Origin of the sequence: Actinophytocola xanthii, assembly GCF_001921205.1 — a bacterium.
Lineage (GTDB): Bacteria > Actinomycetota > Actinomycetes > Mycobacteriales > Pseudonocardiaceae > Actinophytocola > Actinophytocola xanthii.
Genome location: NZ_MSIE01000014.1, coordinates 139,787 through 155,630 on the forward strand (window position 1 = coordinate 139,787; position 15,844 = coordinate 155,630).

Genomic DNA, 15,844 nt, shown 5'->3' on the forward strand with positions numbered 1-15,844 from the left:
TCAGGCCGCCGAGGCCGCGCTCTCGGCGGCCGTGATCATCAGCAATGCCGCGGGGAAGACGGTGAGCGTTCGGCTCGCGCGGTCTGTCGCCAGTACCTCGCCGTCGTGCTCGAACCAGAGCGGCCCGCCGTCCGTGCGTTCGATCCGCACCACCCGTCCCCTGGCGTAGACCACTCCCGGACGGTTGAGATGGGTGCCTGCGGTGGTCAGCGGGAGGATCGAGGCAACCTCGTGCTCCCCGCCTATCACGCACACGTCCAGCAGGCCGTCGTCCGGCTCGGAGTGCGGCAGCAGCTGGAACTCCCCACCCCGGTAGCGACTTCCGCCGACGTTCGCGAGTAGCGTCGATCCATTATGGACTGTAATGCCGTCGACCAGCACGCGGCCGGGATAGGGACGGTAGCGTGCCGCCACCTCCTCGATCGCCGCCCGGTAGGACGTCCCGCGCGCCTTCGCGGCGTGGGTCACCCGCGGCGAGAACCCCGCGCTCGCCCCGGACAGCACCAGGCGCCCGTCCAGGCGGGCCAGGTCGAGTCGGCGGGCGGGGGCGCCGGCCAGGGCGCGGGACAACGCCACCGCCCACGGGGTGGCCCCCCACAGCGAGCGGTACAGCGAGTTCGCCGTACCCGCTGGGATGATCAGCATCGGCACCGCGCGCCACGCGGTCGCGAGGCCGGCCGCGACCTCGCGGGCGGTGCCGTCACCGCCGACGGCCACCACCAGGTCGGCCGTGTTCGCCGCCGCCGCCGCGATGTCGGTTCCCTCTCCCGGAAAGGCCGTCCACCGAACGGACACCGGCCGGCCGCACCGGCGCACGATCTGCCACACGAGGTCCGCGCCGACACCGCCGGCGGCCGGGTTGGCGATGATCAGGATGCTGTCGCGAGCGTGCACCTTTCCTCCTCCCGGTAGAGCAGGCGAATCCGCGCCGAGCACGCGACAGGTCCGTCGGCCAACTCCAGCGCCACGGCGATCGTCGCCTCGACGTAACCGCGTGGGCGGATCGAGACCGAGACCAGGTCGGCCACCAACCGCAGCCGGGCGCCGGCCGGCACCGGTACCCAGAACCGCACCCGGTCCAACCCCTTGTGCAGCACGAGCGCCGCACCGTCCACAACGAACAGTGAGAACAGCAGCGGCACGACGAGCGACAGGCTCAGCATGCCGTGCGCCACGGTGGCTCCGAACGGGCCGTCCGCCGCCCGCTCCGGGTCGTGGTGGATCCACTGGCGGTCGCCGGTCAGCTCGCCGAACGTGTCGATGTCGCACTGCGGGACCTCGCGGTAGGCGGAGACCCCGAGCCTGGTGCCGGCGGCGGCCGCCAGCGCCTTCGGCTGGGAGAAACGGATCACGACCGGGCCTCCTTCGTCGCCGGTGGGGGAGAGCGTGACCATGGCGCCCTCAGTTCGCCGTCAGCACGAGTACCGCGTTCTGACCGCCGAAGCCGAACGAGTTGCTCGTCGCGGCGGCGACCGGGACGGTCCGCGGCCCGCCGCGCACGACGTCGAGGTCGAGCTCCGGGTCCTGGGACTCGAGGTTGGCCGTCGGCGGCACCACTGATTCCGAAATAGACAGTGCGGTACAGGCGGCCTCGATGGCTCCCGCCGCACCCAGCGGGTGACCGGTGACCCCCTTGACCGACGTGACCGCCGGTCGTCGGGGGAACACTCGCCGAAGCACCCGGGCCTCCACGGCGTCACCCGCGGCCGTCGACGTGCCGTGCGCGTTCACATGGTCCACATCGGACGCGCTCAGGCCCGCGTCCGCCAGCGCCGCGCGGATCGCGGCCTCCGCGGCGGTGCCGGCCGGGTCCGGCGCTGTGGCGTGGTGGGCGTCGGCCGACGCCCCGTAGCCGCTGACCCTGGCCAGGACGCGGGCGCCGCGCGCCCGCGCGTGCTCGGGCCGCTCGAGCACGAGGACGCCGGCGCCCTCGGCGGCGACGAACCCGTCCCGGTCGCGGTCGAACGGGCGGGAGGCGCGGGCCGGGTCGTCGACCCGACCCGACAGCGCACCCATCCTGGTGAACCCGGCCACGATCGGCCGGGACAGACCTGCCTCGGCCCCGCCGGCCAGCACGATGTCGCACCGCCCGGCCCGCAGCAGGTCCCGCGCGGTGCCGATCGCCGTCGTGGCGGAGGCGCAGGCGGTCGTCGTGACCAGGTTCGGCCCGTGCGCGCCGCAGTCCATGGCCAGGTAGCCGGCCACCATGTTCACCCCCATCATCGGGATGAGCAGCGAGGACACCTTGTCAGCGCCCTCGGCGAGCATCGTGCGGTGCTGTGCGGTGAACGTGCCGACGCCGCCGAGCGCGTTCCCCATCACCACGCCGACCCTCGTGCCGTCCCAGGCCGCCGGGTCCAGACCGGCGTCGGTGAGCGCCTCCCGCGCGGCGACCAGCGCGAGGTGCACGTACCGATCCAGCCGCCAGGCTCTCCGCCGGCCGAGCAGGGCGTCGGCGTCGAAGCCGGGGATCCGGCAGGTGATGTCGACGGACATGCCGTCGAGCGAGGTGTCCCGCGAGGCGGTGGGGCGACCGGCCAGGATCGCCTGCCAGCTGGGACGGACACCAACCCCGCCCGGGGTGACCAGACCGACACCGGTCACCGCGGCGTGGAACTCCTCGGCGGTGTCAGTCATTGCCGGCGGCGCCCTTCGCGGTGAGCACCGCCACCGCGTCCCCGATCCTGGCCCGTGGTGAGACCTCGTCCTCGCCGAGCACGACCCCGAACTCCTTCTCCGCCACCATGGCGAACTCGACGATCGCGAGGGAGTCCAGGTCGAGCGAGGCGAACGTGGCGTCCGGGGTCACCTCGTGCTCCTCGACCCCGAAGTAGGACACCAGGATCCCGGACAGGCGCTGAAGAACCGTTGGCGACATGGCGTTTTCCTCCACTACATGGCTTCGATGTCCGGCCAGCGCAACACGGTCGAGCCCCAGGTGAGGCCGCCGCCGAACGCGCCGAGCAGCACGCGCTGCCCCGCCCGCAGCTCCCCGCTCTCGGTCGCGGAGGTGAGCGCCAGCGGCACCGATGCCGCCGCGGTGTTGCCGAACCGGTCGATGTTGCGCACGAACCTCCCGACGGGCACGCCGAGCATGTCCGCCACGCCGTTGATGATCCGCACGTTCGCCTGGTGGATCACGAACCGGTCCACGTCGTGCAGTCCGATGCCGGCCTTGCGCAGCACGGCCTGCGCCGAGCCCGCCATCTGGAAGATCGCCTTGCGGAACACGGCCTTGCCCGCCATCGTGAAGTACTCCGAGCCGGCCGGCGCCGGCGTCACGGTGGATCGCTGCCGGGAGCCCCCGCTCGGCACCATGATCAGATCCGCGTCGCGGCCGTCGCTGCCCAGGTCGAACGGGCCGAGTGCGCCCGGCTCGTGCGCCGATCCCGCCCGCAGCACGACAGCGCCGGCACCGTCGCCGAAGATCGCCGCGGTGTTACGGCAGTCCGGGTCGAGAATGGTCGAGAACGTGTCCGCGCCGATGACCAGCACCTGCTCGGCGACCCCGGCCGCGATCAGGCCCGCGCCGGACGCGAGGCCGTACAGGAAGCCCGTGCACACCGCGTTCACGTCGTAGGCGGCACAGCGTTCGAGCCCCATCCGGTACGCCACGTCGGGGGCCGTCGCCGGGCAGGGCCGGTCCGGGGTCGTGGTGGCCAGCACCAGCGCGTCGACCCGGTCGGTGTCCGCGGACTTCAGCGCGCGCTGACCGGCCTCCACCGCCAGGTCGGAGGTGGACATGCCCGGATCCACGATGTGGCGCTGGTGGATTCCGGTCCGTGCCCGGATCCACTCGTCGGAGGTGTCCAACCGGCTGGCTATCTCGGCGTTGGAGAGCACCCGTGGCGGCACCCACGCGCCCAGCCCGGTCAGGACGGCCGCCGTGCCGCCGGGGCCGGGGAACGGAAGTACTCGCGCTGTCGCGTTCACCGCAGGGCCTCCTCGAGACCGATGAAGCGGAGCCGGGACTCCTTCATCTCGGCCGACCACCGATCGGCGGTGGCCAGCCGTTCCTCCGGCGTGGTGTCGACCAGGCGGCGGCCCGGCCAGATCTCGTAGTCGCCGACGACGTCCGCGTGCTCGGTCAGCCCCTGCTGGAACAGGACCTCGCGGCGCAGCACGATCTCGTGCACCGGCAGCACCGTCCACATGTGCATGCCCGCACGGATCAGCGAGACCACCCTCGGCCGGTCACCGGGGTTGGCCAGCAGGTGCTCCCGCGCGATCGACGCTCCGACGGTGAGGTGCCGGATCTCGTCGATTCCGGCACCGCGGTCGATCTCGGCCGCGACCGGGTCCAGCGGACGCCACTTGCGCTCGGACAGCTCCGCGGCCGGCGCGAGTGCCCCCTCGATGATGATCGCCATCATCACCACTCCGCCGACGAAGTCCTCGCGCATGACCGCGAGGCCGAACTCCTCGAGCGGGTCGAGTACCGCGCGGACGTCCGCGCCGGCCACCGCCTCGAAGTCGGTCACGCCCAGGGCGAGCAGGTGGTTGCGGAACACCATCGCGTGCCGTGCCTCATCGAGCAGCTGGGTGGCGTAGAACTCCATCGTCGCGGTGTCCGGCGCCGAGGCGACCAGGTACGACAGCGCGCGGGCCGCCTTGTCCTCGGCCACCGAACGGAACGCGTACTCCTGGGCGATCGCCTCCCGCAGCGGTCCGGGGGAGCGCATGAGAGCCGGCACCGCCAGGGCCGGGTCGTACCCGTCCGGCCGACCGGCGAGCGTCCCCTGCGCCACGTTCTCCAGCCAGTACCGCAGGTTCGCCCGGCGCGCGGTCAGCTCCGTGCTGACCGCGCCCTCGAGCAGACTGGGAGCGGTATCCCAACTGGTTTCCAGGGCCACGGGCCCGGTCGGGGTGCTCATGACGTTGCCAGCCCTCGTGTTGTCACGGGGCGCAGTGCCCGGCCCTCGACCTCGGCGGCCAGGCGGACGAACGCGGGGTGCGGTTCGGGCTCGAACCGGACGGCGAACGGCTTGAGCGTGTTGCCGAACAGGGCCCGGTCCCCGCAGAGGTGGATCGGGATCGCCAGCAGCGCCCATTCCCACCCGGCCACCAGCACCCACACCGCGACCAGCGCCGCCTGGGTGGCGAAGCTGTGGGTCAGGTTGTAGAGCACGTAGTAGGCCTTCGGGATCCGCCCCGTCTCGCTGCGCCGGTAGGCGAGTGCGCCGGGGAGGTACCCCACGAGGTCGATGTAGGCGAACAGCAGCACCGCCGGCAGCCACCGCACCTCGCCGAGGTGCAGCACGAACAGCGTCACGCACACGCCGAGCGCGATCGCCTGCTCCAGGCGCATCAGCCCGTGGGTGACCCGGGTGTCGAACCGGTTGACCGCGTCCATCAGGCTGCCCGGTCCAGATCCGTCAGCGCCTCGCCGCCGCCGAGCACCGAGGCAACGCCGAACAGCCCGGCCAGCACGTCGCGGACCACCCGTTTGATCACCCGCTCGGCGATTGGGTCCATCAGCCCGGCGAGGCTCTCGATGCCGAAGTCCCAGGACGCGGTGAACCGGACGACGCAGCCGCCGACGCCGGGTACCAGCTGCCAGGACCCGGAGAACGACGCGAAGTCGCCGTCCGACTGCTCGAACTCGATCCGCAGCCGGCCGGTGTCGACCGCGTCCCGCTCGGTCCACCGCAGCAGGCCCCGGCGGAAGTTCACCACCCAGGAGGTGCCGTGCTCGTGCGCCTCGACCTGCCGCACGTCGGCGGCCAGGCTCGGGAACCGCTCGAACTCGGCAATTCGCGCCAGCGCGGTGCGCGGGTCCCGCTCCGCGATGTGCACGGTCAGTGCCACGTTCCGCATCCGTCCTCCTCAGTCCAGCACCGCGCGCGCGGCGCGCTCGAACGCGTCCAGCAGGAACTGCAGGTCGCGGTCGTCCAGCAGGGCGGGCGGCGTGAGCCGCAGCACCCGTTCGGAGTTCAGCGAGTGGTTGGCGATCACGCCGGCCGCCATCAGCTCGAGCAGCAGCTCGCCGGCGAGGCCCTCCACCGCGCACTCGACCCCGATCAGCAACCCCACGCCGCGGACCTCGGCGACGGCATCCCCGAGCACGTCGGTCAGCAGGCGGCGCAGCTCGGCCAGCAGCCGCTCACCCAACCGCGCCGCCCGCGCCACCAGGTCGTCCTCGCGGATGGCCGTGATCGCGGCCCGTGCGGCGGCCATGCCGAGCGGCGCCGCGGAGAACGTCGAGGTGTGGATGAACGGGTCGCGGTCGAACGGCGCGAAGGCCGCCTCGGTCGCCACCACGGCCGACACCGGCAGCACTCCGCCGCCCAGCGCCTTGCCCACGAGCAGGGCGTCCGGGACGACACCCTCGCGGTCCGCGCCCCACCAGGTGCCGAGCCGGCCGAGCCCGGTCTGGATCTCGTCCAGCACCAGGAAGGCGCCGTACCGCCGGCAGACCCGCGCCACCTCGCGCAGGTAGCCGGCCGGTGGAACGACGACCCCGGCCTCGCCCTGGACCGGTTCGACGATCACGCACGCCTCGCCCCCGAGCGAGGCGAGGGTGGTCGTGAGCGCGTCGGCGTCACCGAACGGGACGTGGCTGACGTCGGGCAGCAGCGGGCGGAACGGGTGCTGGAACACCGGCCGAGCGGTGGCCGACAGAGCGCCGAGCGTCTTCCCGTGGTAACCGTCCACCATGGACACGATGTGTCGTCTCCCGCCGGCCCTCGCCAGCTTGAGCGCCGCCTCCACGGCCTCCGCGCCGCCGCAGGCGAAGTGCACCCGGTCCAGTCCCGCCGGGGTGGTGCCGGCGAGCGCCTCGGCGGCGAGCGCGGCCTGCGGCTCGAGGAGCAGGCGGGTGGCGACCGGGTTCTCCTCGAGCTGCGCGCGGACCGCCGCCAGTACCCGAGGGTGCCGGGCGCCCATCAGGAAGACGCCATAGCCACCGCAGTTGAGCAGCTCGCGGCCGCTGGCCGTGCGGACCCAGGCGCCCGACGCGGAGACCTCGACGTCGCCGCCGAACATCTCGCCGAGGGCGGCCCGCGCCGAGGAGAGGTGCCGCCGGTAGCCGGCCAGCACCGCCTCCGCCGGAGCCTCGAGAGCGGTGGGCATCAGGCCACGACCATCGGGTAGCCCGCGTAGTAGTCCAGCAGCCCGCCGGCCACGCTGGTGCGCGAGGGCGGGTGGAACGCGATGGCCTGGACGGCCGCGACCAGGTAGGCGATGTCGGTGGTGGCGACGAAGGCCATTCCGCCCAGGAGCTCGACGGCCTGGCTCGCGACCGCGGTCACCGCGTCCTGAACCGCGAAGCGGGTGACGAGCGAGGTGGCGAGGGCGTCGTTGTCGGTCTCCCCGGCCATCATCCGCCGGGCGAGGCCCTCGGTGAGCGCCGCCGCCGACTCGATCCGCACCGCCAGCGCCGCCCGGTCCGACACGCTGCCGCGCGCACCGTGCAGCACCTTCTCCACCAGCAGGCTCGCGATGCCGGTGTAGGCGGCGCAGACGTTGAGCTGGAACCAGATCAGGCCGACGGTCGTGAGCCGGTCCATGGCGTCGGCGAGGGCCGGCTCCGGGGCGATGATCTGCTCGGGGGAGACCAGCACGTCGGTGAGCCGCACCTCGTTGCTCTCCGCGCCGGCCAGGGCGAACGTGGACCAGAACGGGTGCACCGAGATGCCGGGCGAGTCCGCGGGGAGCAGCAGCAGACCCATCGCGGTCGTCCCGTCCGGCTGCTCGACACCCACGCTCGCGGTGAGTAGGTCCATCGAGATCGAGAGGCTGCACGGCTTCTTCGCGCCGTTCACCAGGTATCCGCCGTCGACCGGCACGGCGGTCATCGTCGGCGCCAGGATGCCCTGCGCCGAGCGGCCCTCGGCGAAGCCCGAGGCGACCAGCAGCCGCTCGCCGACCACCCGCCGCAGCAGCAGGTCCTCCCCGTCCGACTCGGTGCGGACCAGCTCGGCCAGCGCGAACAGCGTGCCGAGCGAGAAGTGGTGCATCATCGTCGCCACGGTCATCGACGGTGCCGTCGCCGCCAACGCGCGGACGACCCTCGCCGCCTCCAGCGGCGAGGCGTCCAGACCGCCGTAGTTCCGCGGCACCAACAGGTTCGTCCCGCCGTGCGCCCGGAAGATCTCGATCGCGGCGCTGTCCTCGGACTCCAGCTCGGGTAGCGGGATCTCGGTCAGCTGCTGGCGCAGGCCGGGCAGCAGCTTGTCGCAGACCTGCCGGTCGGCCTCCATGAACTGCATGTCATCTCCCCTGTCGGTCGAGCCTGTGGTAGGCGTCGAAGACCGCGTCGCGCGGCCTGATCCCGGTAGCCCGAGAGACGCCCTGGAGGTGCGAGCTACGCAGCATCGGGTAGTTCGCCTCCCCGAACACGCCGCCGGTCAGCCCGGTCCCGCCGTGGGTGGGCAGGTAGGGCAGCCAGCCGAGGTGCGAGTCATTGATCTTGAGCAGGCCCCCGTTGCGGGTCCGCGCCAGGAACCGGTCGACGACTGCCTCGTCGTCGGCCCACAGCGAGTTCCGCAGCCCGTAGGGGTTCGTCCCGACGTGGTCGAGCACCCGGTCGAGCAGGTCGGGGCCCGGCTCCGCCACGATCACGGGCAGCAGGGGGAAGAACGTCTCGGTCGCCACGGCGTCGATCTCCCGGCAGCCGGCCAGGCCGTCCACCCGGAGCACGGTCGGCTCCAGGAACGGGCCGGTGTCGGACGGTTCGCCGTCCACCTCGAGCCGCCGGCCGCCGTGCACCAGGCTCGCCCCCCGCTCGAGCGCGTCGCGGAGATAGGCGAAGAACCGTTCGCTGCGCAGCACCGGGGAGAGCAGCACGCCCTCCTGCCAGGGGTAGCCGGGCCGGATCCGGCCGGCGGCCTCGGTCAGCCGCGCCAGCAGCTCGTCGGCGACCTCGGGGTGGACGACGACCTGGTTGGGGGCCATGCAGATCTGGCCCGAGCCGAAGAAGCACTCGGTGAGCGCCTCCACGGCGAGGTCGAGGTCGGCATCGCGCCACACCACGACGCAGTCGTTGCCGGCCAGCTCGAGGATGGGCTTCTTCCCCCGCGCGACGCACTCCCGCTCCAGCTCGAGCCCGCGCTCCACGTCCCCGGTGAAGAAGATGTCGTCCACTCGCGGGTCCTCCAGCCAGGCACGCAGGACCGGACCGGGGCGGGCGCAGAAGAAGTTGAGCGTCCCGGCCGGCGCGTCGAGCTCGGTCAGCGCCGGCACCACCAGCTCGCGCAGGGCGAACAGCACGCCGAGCGGGGCGCTGCGCGGGGCGCGCAGGACAACCGCGTTGCCAGCCAGCAGGGCGGTGATCCCGAACAGGGCACTGGCCGCCGGCGCGTTCGACGGCGGGTTCACGCATACGACGCCGTCGGCGACCCGGCGGACCGTGAGCTCCCGTCGGCCGATGCGTACGGAGCTGTGCAGCTGCCCCGCGCAGTACGCGAGGGTCTCCGGACTGAACAGCTCGACGAGCCCGGCGACCTGCCAGCGGGCGAGCGCGACCGGCGAGCCCTCGGCCACCAGCAGCTCCACCAGCTCCTCGTGGCGTGCCAGCAGGCGTTCCCGGACCAGCTCGCCCAGCGCCATCCGGGTCGACAGGGGTGTTGCCGCCCACTCCGGTGCCGCCGCGGCCGCCGCCTCAGTCGCGGCGGCGACGGTCTCGGCGTCGGCGACCGCGCACCGCCCGACCACGTCGGTCGCCGGGACGTCCTCGCCCCGTTCGAGCCGGCGCTTGCGGGTGAGGCTCGCGAAGACGTCGGTGAGGACCGAGCCGCTGTGCACGGTGTAGAGGTGGTGTGCGGAGTCCACGTCGCGGCCACCGACGTAGGACCGGAACGTCGGAACCGGTACGTCGTACGCCGGCACGTCGGCGTCAGGCAGGCTCAGCGTCACTGTAGAACGTTCCTTTGCCGTTGTGCAGGCGGACTCGAATTTGAGTCTGACAAAGGGTTCTGATATGCCGCTGACAGCGTGCTCGGGAAGCGTTTTCCCGGCTGACGACGGCCTGACCCGCGGGTCGCGCGCCGTTGTTCACACGGTCGATCGAGCTTGATAATCGATCCCATCGCCGCAGGTGGCGGGGCAGATGAGGCAAGGTATCAGCCGGACGGGAGCGGTGGGTCAGGGATGGTTAAGGGCATGCTGGAAACGATGCCGGCAGATTCGGTGCACTCTTTGCTGGTCCGATATTCGGACAATCCGAGCGCTTTTCTCGCCCTGAACGGCGGCAACCGGTATTTCGCGTCGCCCGGCCAGGACGGGGTCGTCGCCCACCGCGAGTCGGGGCGGCACCTGGTGCAGTTCGCTGCTCCGTTCGGGCCCGACCGGGCCATGCTGCTGCGGCGGTTCACCGAGCATGCGCGGGCGCGGGGTCGTCGGGTGGTCGCCGTCCAGCTCCAGCGGTCGGACGTGGACCTGTACGCGGCCGCGGGCTACACGGTGAACCAGATCGGTGCCTCCTACGCGGTCGACCTCGCGGCGTTCACGCTCCGCGGCTCCCGGTTCGTCCGGCTGCGCAACAAGATCTCCCGGGCGCTCCGCGCCGGTGTCGAGGTGGCCGAGGTGCCGTTCGACCCGTGGCGGGAGCGTGTGGCGGAGCTGGACCGGGTCTGGCTGCGGGCCAAGGGGCGGCACGCCCGGCCGCTGGAGTTCCTCGTGGGCCAGCACGGCGGCGCGGTCCAGCGCTACCGGCGCCTGTTCGTGGCGACGGTGGGTGGCGAGCTGGTCGGGTACATCTCCTACTCCCCGGCCTACGGCAGTCGGCCCGGTTGGCTGCACGACCTGTCCCGCCGCGATCCCGACGGACCGCCGGGTGTCATGGAGGCGGTCAACGCCGCGGCGCTCGAGGTGTTCCGCGGGGAGCGTGCTTCCTGGCTGCACTTCGGCTTCACCCCGTTCACCGGCCTCGACCCCGCGCACGAGCACGCATCGGCGAGCCGGTGGTTCCGCTGGCTGGCCGGACAGCTCGCGACCCGGGGCTCGGCGGTGTACCCCGCCGCCACCCAGCTCGCCTACAAGCTCAAGTGGGCACCTCAGGTGGTGCTGCCGGAGTACGTGGCCTTCTCCGAAGGGGCGAGCCTTGCCGCGTTTGCCCGAATCTTTCGAGTGTCGAACGCGCTGTAGCCCTATCGATTCGTTCCGAGCGTGCTGGTGGGGCGCGAAGCGGACGGCCGGCTCGTGGATGGCTCGCGCGGTCAGGCGAGTGTCACCGGTGTGTCAGGTCTCTCACCAAGCATCGGAGGCGAGTTGAACAGGGAGGCGGGGCGTGATGGAGGACAGGCACCTGTCACCGGTGCCGGAGCGCACGGTGATCTTCAAGTTGTTTGGTTCGGTTGGATTGGTGCGGGATGGGCGGCTGCTCGCGATTCAGGGCGGCCGTCAGCGCACGTTGCTTGCGACATTGTTGATCAATTCCGGAAAGGTCGTCACCAAGGAGCAGTTCTTCGAGGAGTTGTGGGAGGGGCGAGGGCTGGCGAAGGCCAACAACGCGCTCCAGGCGTTGATCACCAGATTGCGAAAACTCCTCAGGAGTACCTTCGGTGACGATTTCGCCCGGGAGCGCCTGGTCACCCTGCCCACCGGTTACGTACTGCATGCCGAACCGGAGGAGGTCGACGCCAAGCTGTTCGAACGGCTGGTCGCCCTGGCTCACGCCGAGCTGGCCGCGGACCCGGTCCGTGCCCGTGACCTGCTCGGCGAGGCGCTGGAGCTGTGGGACGGCCCGGTTCTGGAGGGCGTCTCCGGCGGTCCCATGTGCCACAGCTCGGTACTCCACTACGAGGAGAGCAGGTTGGCCGCCGTCGAGGACCGGTTCCAGGCCAGCATCGTCGCCGGCATCCAGGGTGGGGTGATCAGCGAGCTGAAGAAGATGGCCATGCTCTACCCGTGGCGGGAGCGGCTGGCCGAGATGCTGATGGTCGCGCTGTACCGGTCCGGCCGCCAGGCCGACGCCCTGCGGGAGTACAACCTGGTCAGGCGTCGGCTGGTCGACGAGCTGGGGATGGAGCCCTCCTCGATGCTCCAGGACCGGATGCAGGCGATCCTCAACCACGACCCGTCCCTGGACCTCCGCCCGGACGGAGGGCGGCGGCAGGCGTTCGGATAAGTGGTTGTCGTAGCAACCTGAGCAACCCATAGTGACACCCTGCGCGGCTCTACCGAGAGGTAACCGCGCAGGGTGACTACTGCGCTGACCTGCGGAATCCTTAACCCAGAGGTAAAAAGACCAATCGGTCGGTTTCTATTGACAAACCGGTCGGTCGGTTTTGTAGTCTTGAGGCGCGGCCGAGCCGATGTCGATCAAACCGGTTGGCAGGCGGTCGCCACAGGCCACAGGAGACCGAAGTGGACATTGACGTATTAGGGCCCTTAGTCGCGCGTCAAAGTGGCACGTCGGTGGTTCCGACCGCCGCGAAGCCCCGTAAGGTGTTGGCGATGCTCACCGTGCATGCCGACCAGGTCGTGCCGATGGCGTCTCTGTTCGAGGAGCTGTGGGGCGAGGACATCCCGCGCAGCGCCAACACCACGGTGCAGACCTACATTTTGCACCTGCGTAACCTCATCGGCACCGCGCTCGACCAGTCGGACGCCGATGGACCGACCGACGCCAAGCGAGTCCTCGTCACCTACCCCGGGGGCTACCTGCTGGACACCATGGGGGGACGGGTCGACGTGCGCGAGTTCGACCGGCTCGCCGCGCTGGGGCACCGGGCGCGGGAGATGGGCGACTACGAGACCGCCTCGCGCCACTTCTGTGACGCACTCGCGATCTGGCGGGGCCGCGCCCTGGTGGACGTGCAGACCGGTCCCCTGCTCGAGGTGGAGTCGCACCGCCTCGAGGAGGCCAGGCTCAACGTCCTCGACCGCCGCATCGATGCGGACCTGCGGCTGGGCCGCCACCACGAGCTGCTCGGCGAGCTGGCCGGGCTGGTGGGGCGCTACCGCACCCATGAGGGACTGCACGCGCACCTCATGCTCGCGCTGTACCGGTCGGGTCGGCGTGGCGAGGCCATCGACGTCTACCGCAGGATGCGTACCGGGTTGGTGAACGAGCTGGGGCTGGAGCCGTCGCCCAGCCTGCGCCGGTTGCAGCACGCGATCCTGATGTCGGACCGGCGGTTGGCCGAGGTGGGCACCGAGCCTGCGGCATTGGACCGGGCGGGATGACCCGTTGGCGCCGCCGGACGGACCGGGGGTAAGGTCGCGGCGACGCGTCCTGCTTCGGCATATGAGCCAGGGAGTGATCCCTCGCATGGAGATTCCGTTCATCCGTTGAGCGGATAGTGGCCCGGGACGTGTCGTGACCAAACAGTCAAGATCTGAGAACACCCGGTTGCACCTCGTGCGATCGGCGGCGGAGCTGTTCGACCGCAACGGGTTCTCAGGTGCCACGCTGGAGGATGTCAGCCGGGCCGCGGGGGTTACCAAGGGGGCCTTCTACTTCCACTTTTCCTCCAAGGACGAGTTGGCGGGTGCGATCCAGGCGGAGGCGTGCACGATGTTGCGGGGTGCGGTCTACCGCGCCCTCGGTGACGGGGCCGACGTGCTGCAGTCGCTGGTCGACCTGACCCACGAGATCGGGCACTGGCTCGAACACGAGCCGGTCGTGCGGGCGAGTCTGCGCACGGCGCGGGAGTGCGGACACCGCGGTGCTCCCTTTCTGGACTTCTACGTCGATCTGCTCTCGGCGGTGGAGACGATGCTGATCAGTGCTGAGCAGGCGGGGGACCTCCACGAGTCGGTGGCGATCGAGCAGGCGAGCACGCTGGTGCTCACGATGTGCGCTGGCGTGGAGATGTTGTGGTGGTCGGGGATCAGGCAGGGCAGCGTCCGCGAGAGCCTGCGCGAGATGTGGACGCTGATCCTGCCTGGTCTCGCGGCCGAGGGTGATGTGCAGAAGATCGATCCGAGAGGCCGCGTCGCCCTCAACTGACCGGTTCGGTGACCGTTGTCGTGTCACCAGGGCAGGGGGAGTCGACCGTCGACGGGTACGGGCGCGGGGCCGGACACCCCGTCGAGGCGGGCGCGCACCTCGACAGGCAGGTCGAGCTCGAAGCCGGGCAACGACGTCTCGTACTGTTCGGGCGTGCGGGGGCCGAGCACGACCGAAGTCACCTCGGGCCGGTCGAGCACCCAGGCGACGGCGACCGCCGCCGGCGTGGTGCCGAGCTCGTCGGCCACGCGGTGAACCTCCTCGGCCACCGCCAGCCGGCGCTCGTTGAGCTGGTCGTCCACCCACCGGCGCGCGGTGTCGGTGGCGAGGGCGAGCACCTTTCCCAGCCGGGTGGAGGGCGCCGGCGCGGCGTCCCGCTGGTAACGCCCGCCGAGAACGCCGCCGCCGAGAACGCCGTAGGCCAGGACGCCCACCCCGTGGGCCGCGCACACCGGGAGAATCTCCGCCTCGATGTCCCGGCACACCAGGGAGAACTGGGCCTGCAGGCTGACCGCGGGCGTGCCGCCGACCCGTTCCGCGGCCCACTGCGCCTCGACGAGCTGGGCGGCGGTCAGGTTGGAAACGCCGAGGTAGCGGACCTTGCCCGCGCGGACGAAGCCGTCGAGGGTGGCCATGGTTTCCTCGATGGGGGTGCCGGGGTCCCACTTGTGGCACTGGTAAAGGTCGACGTAGTCGGTGCCCAGCCGGCGCAGGCTCGCCTCCAGCGCGCGCGTCAGGTGGACGCGGGACAGCCCGCCGCGGTTCGGGCCGGGACCGTGGGGCTGGTACCCCTTGGTGGCGATCACCACCGCGTCGCGCCGATCCCTGACGGCGGCCCCGACGATACGCTCGGACTCGCCGGCGTTGTAGTTGTCCGCCGTGTCCAGGAAGTTGTGGCCGGCGTCGAGGTACGCGTCGATGATCGGACGCGCCTCCTCCTCCGGTACCCCCAGTCCCCAGGCGGTGCCGAAGTTGGCGGTGCCGAGGCAGACCCGGGAGACCTGGAGGCCGGATCGGCCGAGTGGAGGGTAGTCCACCGGGGTCAACTCCTTGACGTACCTACGTACCGGTCGGCATGGTAGTCCGGTTTTGGCGCCCACAGGGCAGTTCTGGGAGGAAACGATGGGCACTTCTCAAGATCGTATTCGCTTTCTGCGTGACCTGCGCTCCGTGCGCCGCTACACGGACCGACCGGTGCCGGCGGAAGTGGTAGACGATCTGCTGAATGTCGCTCGCTGGACGGGAAGTTCGGCCAACCGGCAGCCCTGGGAGCTGGTCGTGGTCGAGTCCCCGGCGACGCGACGTGCCCTCGCGGAGGCCGGTGGAAGCCCCGGGCACGCCCCGTTGGTCGACGCGCCACTGGTGATCGCCGTGGTCCTGGACTCGCCGGCGGCCGGCTTCGACGGCGGGCGGCTGTGTGAGCGCGTGCTGTTGGCCGCCTCGGCCCACGGGCTCGGCGCGAGCCTGGTGGGTTTCAAGGACGGCGCCGAGGCAGCGGCCAAGGCGGTACTGGGTGTTCCGGCGGACCGGGTGATGCCCAGGGTGGTGGTCGCCGGGTACCCGGCGGATGCCGGCGCGCGCCTGGTGAGCGTGGAGCGGACGGTCGACAACCGGCTGCCGCTGGAGCGGTTACCGGTGGGACGTAAGCCTTTGGCGAGGTTTGTGCACCGGGAGCGCTACGGCCCGGCGTGAGACCGTCCGACGTTCGGTGCACGGCTCGCTCGGCGAACAGCGGGGACGCGGTGAGCTGAACGGCGCATCGTCGTGTGGTGAACGGGGGGAGCTGAGCCAAGATCGTTCCGCGTCGGCACGGTATAGGATTTTCTTTGGGGGAGCCGAACGGCGGGCCGCCGACGGCTGAACGGTGTACGCGTGCGGTCTCAGATGGACCCTTGTCGGGATGAGGTGGGTACAGCTGTCTCCACAACGCCGGAGGGTGAGCCGCGGTAG

17 protein-coding genes are annotated in these 15,844 nt (G+C 71.3%); 5 read left to right on the plus strand and 12 right to left on the minus strand.

The window, feature by feature from the left end; translation table 11 throughout:
* From BU204_RS09910 to BU204_RS09960, 11 genes are read right to left on the minus strand one after another with little or no spacing between them, the layout of a single operon-like run.
* Positions 1-894: a diacylglycerol/lipid kinase family protein gene (locus BU204_RS09910; protein WP_198942817.1), complete on the minus strand. Its 894-nt coding sequence runs from the start codon at positions 892-894 to the stop codon at positions 1-3.
* The gene (locus tag BU204_RS09915) at positions 870-1,352 is read right to left on the minus strand and encodes a MaoC/PaaZ C-terminal domain-containing protein (protein ID WP_075125355.1); all 483 of its coding nucleotides are present in this window, start codon (positions 1,350-1,352) and stop codon (positions 870-872) included. The genes BU204_RS09910 and BU204_RS09915 overlap by 25 nt, the downstream gene beginning before the upstream one ends.
* A 49-nt stretch (positions 1,353-1,401) precedes the next feature.
* A complete protein-coding gene (locus BU204_RS09920) occupies positions 1,402-2,637 on the minus strand; it encodes a beta-ketoacyl-[acyl-carrier-protein] synthase family protein (RefSeq protein WP_198942818.1) in 1,236 nt (411 codons plus the stop codon).
* A complete protein-coding gene (locus tag BU204_RS09925; RefSeq protein ID WP_075125296.1) occupies positions 2,630-2,878 on the minus strand; it encodes an acyl carrier protein in 249 nt (82 codons plus the stop codon). Before BU204_RS09925 ends, BU204_RS09920 begins: the two co-directional genes overlap by 8 nt.
* A 14-nt stretch (positions 2,879-2,892) precedes the next feature.
* Entirely contained in the window at positions 2,893-3,933 is a 1,041-nt protein-coding gene (locus tag BU204_RS09930; RefSeq protein WP_075125297.1) for a beta-ketoacyl-ACP synthase III, read from the minus strand.
* A complete protein-coding gene (locus tag BU204_RS09935) occupies positions 3,930-4,874 on the minus strand; it encodes a VlmB-like protein (RefSeq protein WP_075125298.1) in 945 nt (314 codons plus the stop codon). The genes BU204_RS09930 and BU204_RS09935 overlap by 4 nt, the downstream gene beginning before the upstream one ends.
* The gene (locus tag BU204_RS09940; RefSeq protein ID WP_075125299.1) at positions 4,871-5,353 is read right to left on the minus strand and encodes a hypothetical protein; all 483 of its coding nucleotides are present in this window, start codon (positions 5,351-5,353) and stop codon (positions 4,871-4,873) included. Before BU204_RS09940 ends, BU204_RS09935 begins: the two co-directional genes overlap by 4 nt.
* The gene (locus BU204_RS09945) at positions 5,353-5,817 is read right to left on the minus strand and encodes a type II toxin-antitoxin system RatA family toxin (protein WP_075125300.1); all 465 of its coding nucleotides are present in this window, start codon (positions 5,815-5,817) and stop codon (positions 5,353-5,355) included. Before BU204_RS09945 ends, BU204_RS09940 begins: the two co-directional genes overlap by 1 nt.
* A gap of 9 nt (positions 5,818-5,826) precedes the next feature.
* Complete coding sequence (locus BU204_RS09950) at positions 5,827-7,071, minus strand: aspartate aminotransferase family protein (RefSeq protein WP_075125301.1); 1,245 nt, start codon at positions 7,069-7,071, stop codon at positions 5,827-5,829.
* On the minus strand, positions 7,071-8,210 hold the full coding sequence (locus tag BU204_RS09955) for an acyl-CoA dehydrogenase family protein (protein WP_075125302.1): 1,140 nt from the start codon (positions 8,208-8,210) through the stop codon (positions 7,071-7,073). Before BU204_RS09955 ends, BU204_RS09950 begins: the two co-directional genes overlap by 1 nt.
* A 1-nt stretch (position 8,211) precedes the next feature.
* Complete coding sequence (locus tag BU204_RS09960) at positions 8,212-9,855, minus strand: aldehyde dehydrogenase family protein (protein WP_198942819.1); 1,644 nt, start codon at positions 9,853-9,855, stop codon at positions 8,212-8,214.
* Positions 9,856-10,113: 258 nt separating this feature from the next.
* On the opposite strand from BU204_RS09960, the gene BU204_RS09965 reads away from it, so the two are divergent.
* The 4 genes from BU204_RS09965 (at position 10,114) to BU204_RS09980 (ending at position 13,894) form a co-directional block, all read left to right on the plus strand.
* A complete protein-coding gene (locus tag BU204_RS09965) occupies positions 10,114-11,085 on the plus strand; it encodes a DUF2156 domain-containing protein (protein ID WP_075125358.1) in 972 nt (323 codons plus the stop codon).
* Positions 11,086-11,230: 145 nt separating this feature from the next.
* Positions 11,231-12,067, plus strand: a complete 837-nt coding sequence (locus BU204_RS09970) for an AfsR/SARP family transcriptional regulator (protein ID WP_083661163.1) — start codon at positions 11,231-11,233, stop codon at positions 12,065-12,067.
* A 290-nt stretch (positions 12,068-12,357) separates the two neighbouring features.
* Entirely contained in the window at positions 12,358-13,128 is a 771-nt protein-coding gene (locus BU204_RS09975; protein WP_269844635.1) for an AfsR/SARP family transcriptional regulator, read from the plus strand.
* Between the two features lie 133 nt (positions 13,129-13,261).
* Positions 13,262-13,894 (plus strand): ScbR family autoregulator-binding transcription factor, encoded by a 633-nt coding sequence (locus tag BU204_RS09980; RefSeq protein WP_083661164.1) that lies wholly within the window; start codon positions 13,262-13,264, stop codon positions 13,892-13,894.
* A gap of 23 nt (positions 13,895-13,917) precedes the next feature.
* On the opposite strand, the gene BU204_RS09985 is transcribed toward BU204_RS09980, so the two are convergent.
* Positions 13,918-14,931 (minus strand): aldo/keto reductase, encoded by a 1,014-nt coding sequence (locus tag BU204_RS09985; RefSeq protein WP_075125305.1) that lies wholly within the window; start codon positions 14,929-14,931, stop codon positions 13,918-13,920.
* A gap of 85 nt (positions 14,932-15,016) precedes the next feature.
* Here BU204_RS09985 and BU204_RS09990 point away from each other — a divergent pair, with 85 nt between their 5' ends.
* Entirely contained in the window at positions 15,017-15,586 is a 570-nt protein-coding gene (locus BU204_RS09990) for a nitroreductase family protein (RefSeq protein ID WP_083661165.1), read from the plus strand.
* Positions 15,587-15,844: the final 258 nt, after the last annotated feature.